Raw genomic sequence first — 253 nt, forward strand, 5'->3', positions numbered from 1 at the left:
GTTCAGCAAGCACCATGATTGACCCAGTGCATTACCAGCCGAGCGGCCTTCTGCATCTGCTTCAAATGGTGTCTTTCCGTTCTTACGAATGACCTGATGGAGCAATGGAGTACGCACACGCAAACCAAAGGCTACGGTGACATATCCGGTTTTGGCAGCTTCATCCAAGTGAGCATCCACCCAGTCAATAGAGACTTTGTAGAGTTCCTTGAACTTTGCTTCCACATCCTTGGCAAGCTCCTCCGTGAAACCG

Annotated in this window: 1 protein-coding gene; it reads right to left on the reverse strand. The window is 50.2% G+C overall.

The features are described 5' to 3' along the window. On the reverse strand, positions 1-225 hold a 225-nt coding region (locus Q5762_RS39080; protein ID WP_315897072.1), incomplete at its 3' end, for a hypothetical protein. Positions 226-253 lie beyond the last annotated feature (28 nt).

Source organism: Streptomyces sp. P9(2023) (genome assembly GCF_032436795.1).
In the GTDB taxonomy this organism is placed as follows: domain Bacteria; phylum Actinomycetota; class Actinomycetes; order Streptomycetales; family Streptomycetaceae; genus Streptomyces.